General features: G+C 33.3%; 5 protein-coding genes. All 5 read right to left on the bottom strand.

Annotation, left to right across the window (positions count from 1 at the left end):
• On the bottom strand, positions 1-2,189 hold a 2,189-nt coding region (locus tag K324_RS15015; RefSeq protein WP_036095892.1), incomplete at its 3' end, for an autotransporter serine protease.
• A 491-nt stretch (positions 2,190-2,680) separates the two neighbouring features.
• Positions 2,681-3,175: a flavodoxin gene (locus tag K324_RS0113380; RefSeq protein WP_026749583.1), complete on the bottom strand. Its 495-nt coding sequence runs from the start codon at positions 3,173-3,175 to the stop codon at positions 2,681-2,683.
• Between the two features lie 165 nt (positions 3,176-3,340).
• Positions 3,341-3,889, bottom strand: a complete 549-nt coding sequence (gene epsC, locus K324_RS0113375; protein ID WP_036095876.1) for a serine O-acetyltransferase EpsC — start codon at positions 3,887-3,889, stop codon at positions 3,341-3,343.
• Positions 3,890-4,040: 151 nt separating this feature from the next.
• The gene (cysK, locus tag K324_RS0113370) at positions 4,041-4,958 is read right to left on the bottom strand and encodes a cysteine synthase A (RefSeq protein WP_026749581.1); all 918 of its coding nucleotides are present in this window, start codon (positions 4,956-4,958) and stop codon (positions 4,041-4,043) included.
• Between the two features lie 131 nt (positions 4,959-5,089).
• On the bottom strand, positions 5,090-6,784 hold the full coding sequence (locus K324_RS0113365; RefSeq protein WP_026749580.1) for a M3 family oligoendopeptidase: 1,695 nt from the start codon (positions 6,782-6,784) through the stop codon (positions 5,090-5,092).
• Positions 6,785-7,019: the final 235 nt, after the last annotated feature.

The following is a 7,019-nucleotide window of genomic DNA, read 5'->3' as shown; positions in this document are numbered from 1 at the left end:
GTTTGTGAATGTTGGAATGTAAGTGCCTGTGCAGAAGCGTAAATTTGTCCAGATAGACTGTCCAAAACTGCTGCCCTGTTTGAAGAAGTAAGTGCCTGAAGTTTGGCAGCTTTTCTTTCAAATTGAGCGACATTTCCAGCAGTTCCATTTTCAATATTTTGATCTAGCTTTTGGAATGCAGTTTCCAAGTTTTCGGCAGTAGTTTTTTGCATTTCGTCAGATTCTGCAATTTTTTCTACATAATCCACCATATTTTTTCTGCTTAATTTTACATTTACCTTATTATCGGCAGTTTCGACATTCCCGTTTATCAATTCAGGAGTTTCCACTTTATTAAAACTTCCATTAATTCCTTTTTCCGCTTCAATTACAGTAGATGATACTGGTTTTGCTGTAACATATCTATTACTTAATGTTTGCAAAGTGTTATTTCCATTCAAATTCACAGTTCCATTAACTTTAAGTTTTGTTCCTATTTCTGCCTTTGTTACTGCTCCATTTCCTGCAATATAATCTCCTGTTATGACGGCACCTGAACCTCTATTTTCAAAAGTTCCACCATCATTCTGCACATTTACTTTTGAAATAGTTCCATTGCCATTTCTTAAACCAATCATTGTTGTTGGATAAGTTATTAATGTACCATTTTGGCTTATATCAATATTCGAACCATTTTCTCCATATATTTCCAAAGTTCCACCAATTATATCGGTACTTCCGTGATAAGTATTATTTCCTGTCAAAACTAAAGTTCCGTTTCCAGATTTCTTTAATCCGCCTTCACCATCAATATCATTTTCAAATATAGAAGTCCCATCCGTAACATTTGCATTAAATTGTCCTCTTAATCCACCTAATGCAGCTCTTTCACCCACAATCAATTCGCTGCTAAATTTGGCAGGCCCTTTTAATGCCTTTGCTTCATCCAGAAGTCCCCATCCAAATATACTGTCTACTCCTGGTTGTCCTAAATCTTTTGCTGTTGTAAGTATTGTCTGTTTTAATTCATGTCCTGTCATCCAAGGGAATTTTTCCTTTACTTTAACTGCCGTTGCTGTTACTCTCGGTGCTGCAAAGGAAGAACCATAAGCCGAACATCTAGGTAATTCACAATCTCCACTTGCAGAAATTGTCCACCATTTTGCCTTTCCTGCTCTTGCAAGATGCACTGGATATTCCCTTCCATCAGGTTGTACTCCAACTACCGCAATCCACCCTCTATAAAGTTCAGGTATGTAATGAGGCATTCCAGCTTGAATTGTTGGTGCATTATATGTTTTTGTTCTACCATTTCTATCTGTTGTTGTATTTCCTGCAGCCCATACAAATAAAGAGCCATTATTTACTGCTTTTTTATAAAAATTATTTAACTCATCTATCCTTCTATCAAGAATCCTGCTATCATTAACCTGACTTTCTCTCATAACAGAGGGGTATAAATGTGGTTTATAATTTGAAAAGTTATAATCAGAAAATTCCAAAGCTGTACCAAAAGACTGGTTAAATATCCTTACTCCACGATTATACAAATCTTCATATTTTTCCTTATCTGTTATTAAATGGCCTCCTCTTTCCCCAAAACTAACCCCATACACAGAAGCACCTTTTGCCCCTTTACCACTTTTTCCAGCTAAAATGGTAGCAACCATCAACCCATGATCATCTTCACTCAATGTGCTGTAAGTGTCTAAAGTCTTTTGAATAGCAGTAAATCTATCTCCAAATTCTTCAGTTAATACCTTACCAAATTCTGTTCCCAAGTTGAGAAGTCCACCTCGATAAAAGCTATCTGTATAAGCATTGTTACTTAAAAAATCACTATCCAAAACTCCAACTTTAACACCCGCTCCAGTTATATTCCGTCTATCCGTCGGTTTTGGAAATCTAGTGTCTTTTTCTGATACCTGTGGTTTTATTTCCGGAACAGAAGGATTATTTGTTTTGTTTTCTTCTGTTGGCAATATTGGTTTTGGTAAATTTTGGTTATTTTCTCCGACTATATTGGTTGTCCCATTATTATTTCCCTTATTTCCAGTTCCACCAGTTCCAGCTGTATTTCCTGGTAATGAAGGTAATGTTGGTGTTGGTGCCGTTCCTGCTGTCTGAGTAACAGAACTGCCACCGCCTCCACCTCCGCCACAGCTTGACAAAATCGCTATTAAACTTATTAATATTATTCCTTTCTTCATTCTTTCACCTTTCTCCTTTATTATAAAATTTAAAGCCCCATAATTAATTTTACCCAAACCCTACGATTGTTTTTTATTAACTTAAATCAAGGGTTCGGGTGTGTTAAAAACCGAACTAAATATTAAAACTGTACCCTCAAAATCCAAAACATTTTTAATATTTATTGTTCAATTTTAAGAGAGTTTGAGTATGCTTTGTTTCTTACATCATAATTTTAGCATAACAAATGAAAAAAATCTTTTTAATATAAGTATTTTTTATATCAATTTTCTTATAAAAAAAAGAAAGATTATATATTTTTTATAAAAAAAATAAAAATTAAGGAAAGAAAAAAAGACGCCCTAATGAACGTCTTCTTATTTTTGGAGAGAAAATCAACTTGTGAAAATTGATTTATCTTAGTTATATATAAAATATAGCTAAAATCATATTTAATTTGTCTTTTGTGAATTTTTTTATTAATAAATTTATTCACAGACATAGTTTGTTATTAAAATTCTTTTTTAATTTGCTCAACCCATGCGTCAATTCTTTCATCTGTCAATTCAGACTGGTTAACTTCATCTAGGGCAAGTCCTAAAAATTCACCATTTTTTGCTGCTCTTGATTCGTTAAATTCATATCCTTCCGTTGAAGTTTTTCCAATGATTGTTGCACCAGTTTTTTGGATTTCTTCATCAATGATGGCAATTCCATCCATAAATGTTTCAGAGAATGTTCCCTGATCCCCACTTCCAAAGTATCCTACTTTTTTACCACTGAAGTCTTTGCTTGCCAAGTCGTCAACAACTGCCGCCCAGTCATCCTGCAAGTCTCCAAATCCCCATGTAGAAGCTCCTAAAAGCAGTACATCAAAATCTTCTAACTTATCTTCATTTCCATCAATATTAAAAACTTCTGCCCCTTCAATCTTTTCTCCGATTTTATGAGCTATATCTTCTGTTACACCTGTTGTTGATCCGAAAAAAATTCCTACTTTTGCCATATTGAACCTCCACATTTATTTATTATTTAATAAAATAAATTCTCTTTGATTAAATTTTTATACAGAGAATATATCATATTTTACTTTGATTGTCAAATTTTTTTGATTTTTGAATTTATGTAGCTACTTTTCAAAAAAACTCTTTAAGTACAGCGTATATTTTTGCTAAATATACCACATATAATAATCTTCTTCCGTTTTCGGAATAATTCTGGCGGGAATACCCACTGCAACCGCTTCATCAGGTACATCCCGTAAAACAACCGAATTTGCTCCGACTCTCACATTTTTTCCAATTACTATATTTCCCAAAAGTTTTGCCCCTGTACCAACTGTTACATTTTCCTTTAAAGTAGGGTGTCTTTTAGTTTTTGAAGCACTTACCCCTCCAAGAGTTACACCGTGGTAAATAACGCAATTATCTCCTATTTCCGCCGTTTCTCCAATTACAATTCCCATTCCATGATCAAAAAATATTTTATTTCCTAATTTTGCTCCTGGATGAATTTCTATCCCTGTTAAAAAACGGGAAATTTGCGAAATTAATCTTGCAAAAAAATATAATTTATGATTCTGAAAAAAATGTGCAATCCTATGATTAATAACGGCATGTAACGATGGATAAAGAAAAACTTCTATTTTGTGCCTCACTGCCGGATCCTTTTCTGCAATATTATTTATTTCATTTCGCAACCATTTAAAAATAATAATCACACTCCTTAAAAATTATATCTTATTATATACTAAAACTGTTTTAAAAACAACTTTTTTATATACATTAATGCAAAGAAATTTTTTAAGGATTATAAAAAGGCAATTCATCTTAAATATATTTAATATTAAAGAATTCTTGCCATATAATTTTTTATAAACTATTTCTAAATGCTTCAACTGATAAGTATTTTTCACCGCCATCAGGTAAAATTGCTAAAACTTTTTTTCCTTTTCCTAATTTTTTAGCCACTTTGTAAGCTGCTGCAATTGCGGTTCCAGAAGAAATTCCTACAAACAGTCCGTTTTCCTTTGAAGTTCTTGTTGCAAATTCAATAGCTTCATCATTTTCTATTTTTATAATTCCATCTACAAGTTCAGGATTATAATTTCCAGGAACAAATCCGGCACCAAGTCCCTGCTGCGAATGTTTTCCAGGCTGCTCTCCAGATAACACGGCAGATGTTGCAGGCTCTATCGCAAACACTTGTACTCCAGGACGTTCCTCCTTTAATCTTTTCCCAATTCCTGATAAAGTTCCAGCAGTTCCAACTCCTGAAACAAAGGCGTCAATTTGTGGAAAATCATCCAAAATTTCTTTAGCAGTAGTTTCATAATGTTTTGCAGGATTTGCAGGGTTTTCAAATTGCTGAGGCAAGAAGTATCCGTTTTCAGCTGCCAGTTTTTCAGCTTCGGCAATTGCACCTTTCATTCCCTTTGCCCCTTCAGTTAAAATTAATTCAGCTCCATAAGCTGCCAAAATGCTTCTTCTTTCCACACTCATTGAATCAGGCATCACAATTACCACTTTATATCCTTTTGCTTTCCCAATTAATGCCAACGCAATTCCAGTATTTCCCGAAGTAGGCTCAACAATTGTCCCTCCCGGTTTTAATTTCCCTTCTTTTTCAGCCGCCTCGATCATTCCAAGTGCCGCCCTATCCTTTACACTTCCACCAATATTATATTTTTCCAGTTTTACATAAATATCAGCAATATTTTTTTCATTTAAAAATTTTAGTTTTACTACAGGCGTATTTCCAATTAAGTCCAAGATATTTTCATAAATCATTATAAATTACCTCCATATTTAATATATTATTTCTTTAAATTTGTATCTACAACTATTATATCACTAATTTTTTTCAAAATCAATAGAAAAACATAAATATTTTCAAATTTTATTTTCCATTCTGACTTAAATTACAAATTCATATCATCAACACTATCCAGATATTCCTTAATTTTTGGAATTACAGCCGCTATTGTCCCTTCCTTAAACGGATTTTTCAAATTAGCAGACTTCATAAGCTCAAAGAACGATTTGCTTCCTCCAAGTTTACATAAATTCAGATAATCCTGCCAAGCCTTTTCCCTGTCTTCCCTTGATTTTATCCAGAATTGGAAAGCACACACCTGAGCTAATGTGTAGTCAATGTAGTAAAATGGCGAACTGAAAATATGTCCCTGTCTAAACCAGAAAATTCCGTTTTTCAATTCTTCAACTTCCCCATAATCTCTAGTCGGCAAGTATTTTTTCTCAATTTCAAGCCATTTTTCACGACGCTGCTGTGGCGTAACTTCTGGATTTTCATACACCCAGTGTTGAAATTCGTCAACTGTTACTCCATAAGGAATGAATAAAAGAGCTTCTGACAAATGAATAAACTTGTACTTGTCAGTATCATTTTCAAAGAACAAGCCCATCCACGGCCAAGTCAAAAATTCCATACTCATCGAATGAATTTCACAGGCCTCATAAGTTGGCCACAGATATTCAGGCACATCAAAACCTCTGCTCTGGTAAACTTGAAAAGCGTGTCCAGCTTCATGCGTCAAGACATCGATATCATGTGCAGTCCCATTAAAGTTAGCAAAAATAAATGGAGCCTTATGTTCTGGAATATAAGTGCAATATCCGCCACTCATTTTCCCCTTTTTAGAAAGTAAGTCAAGCAAATTATTTTCAGTCATAAATTTAAAAAATTCATCAGTTTCCTTCGATAATTCCCTATACATTGTTTTCCCGTGATTTAAAATCCACTCAGGTGAACCATGCGGATCAGCATTCCCGGAATTAAATTTTATAGCTTCGTCATAAAACCTAAGTTTTTCAACCCCAAGTCTTTTTTCTTGTCTCTTACGAAGCTCAGTATGGAGTGGCACAATATTCTCAAGCACCTGCTTTCTGTAACCTTCCACCATTTTTGCATCATATTCAAGTCTTGACAATTGCTTGTATCCAAATTCCACATAATTTTTATATCCCATTTTCTGTGCCATTTTAGTTCTCACTTTTACAAGCGAATCATAAATATTGTCAAATTCTTCCTGATTTTCAGCAAAAAATTGAGCTACTTTCCTTGCCGCCCCAATTCTCACATTTCTATCCTTAGATTGAGTATAAGGAACCATTTGCGATAAATTAAGCTCTTTTCCATCAAAATTAATTTTAGCACTGGCAATCAATTTCGAATATTTGCTTGACAATCTATTTTCCTCCTGTGCATCTGGAATAATTTCATTCGAGAAAATTTTCAATGTATTTTCCGCCAGATCAAACAATAATTTTCCATATTTCTTAACAAGTTCATCTTTAAATCTTGAATTAACAAGCACTCTATAAAAATCATTCGTAAATCCAAACAGAATCGGACTGATTTCATCCATATACTCATTTTCCTTATCATAAAACTCATCATTCGTATCAATGCTATGCCGAATCGAAACAAGCGTCTGCATAGTCTCAATATGATTTCTCAGCTTTATAATCTTATCAAACGCCTCAATTTGCACCTCTACATTCTCTGCCTTTTCAAAATTTCCTATTAGTTCTGAAAATTCCTCTTTTATTTTCTCCAAATCCAAATGTTCATATTTGTAGTCATTAAAATTCATAATTTTTTCCTCCCATTTTTTCATAATACACTCAAAAACAAACTGACAAAATTTAAAATTCAACAGGATATAATTCACCAATTCAATTTTATCAAAGTTTTAGTATATTTTTTAATTTTTATAATTTATTTTAGTATATCAAATTTTGGATGAAATAACAATTTGAATATAAATTTTATCTGTTTAATTTTAAATGAGCTGCATACCTCAAAGATTTACTCCATAATACTCAAAT

This window comes from Leptotrichia trevisanii DSM 22070, assembly GCF_000482505.1.
Classification (GTDB): Bacteria; Fusobacteriota; Fusobacteriia; order Fusobacteriales; family Leptotrichiaceae; genus Leptotrichia; species Leptotrichia trevisanii.
This window is presented reverse-complemented; position numbering and strand designations above follow the sequence as displayed.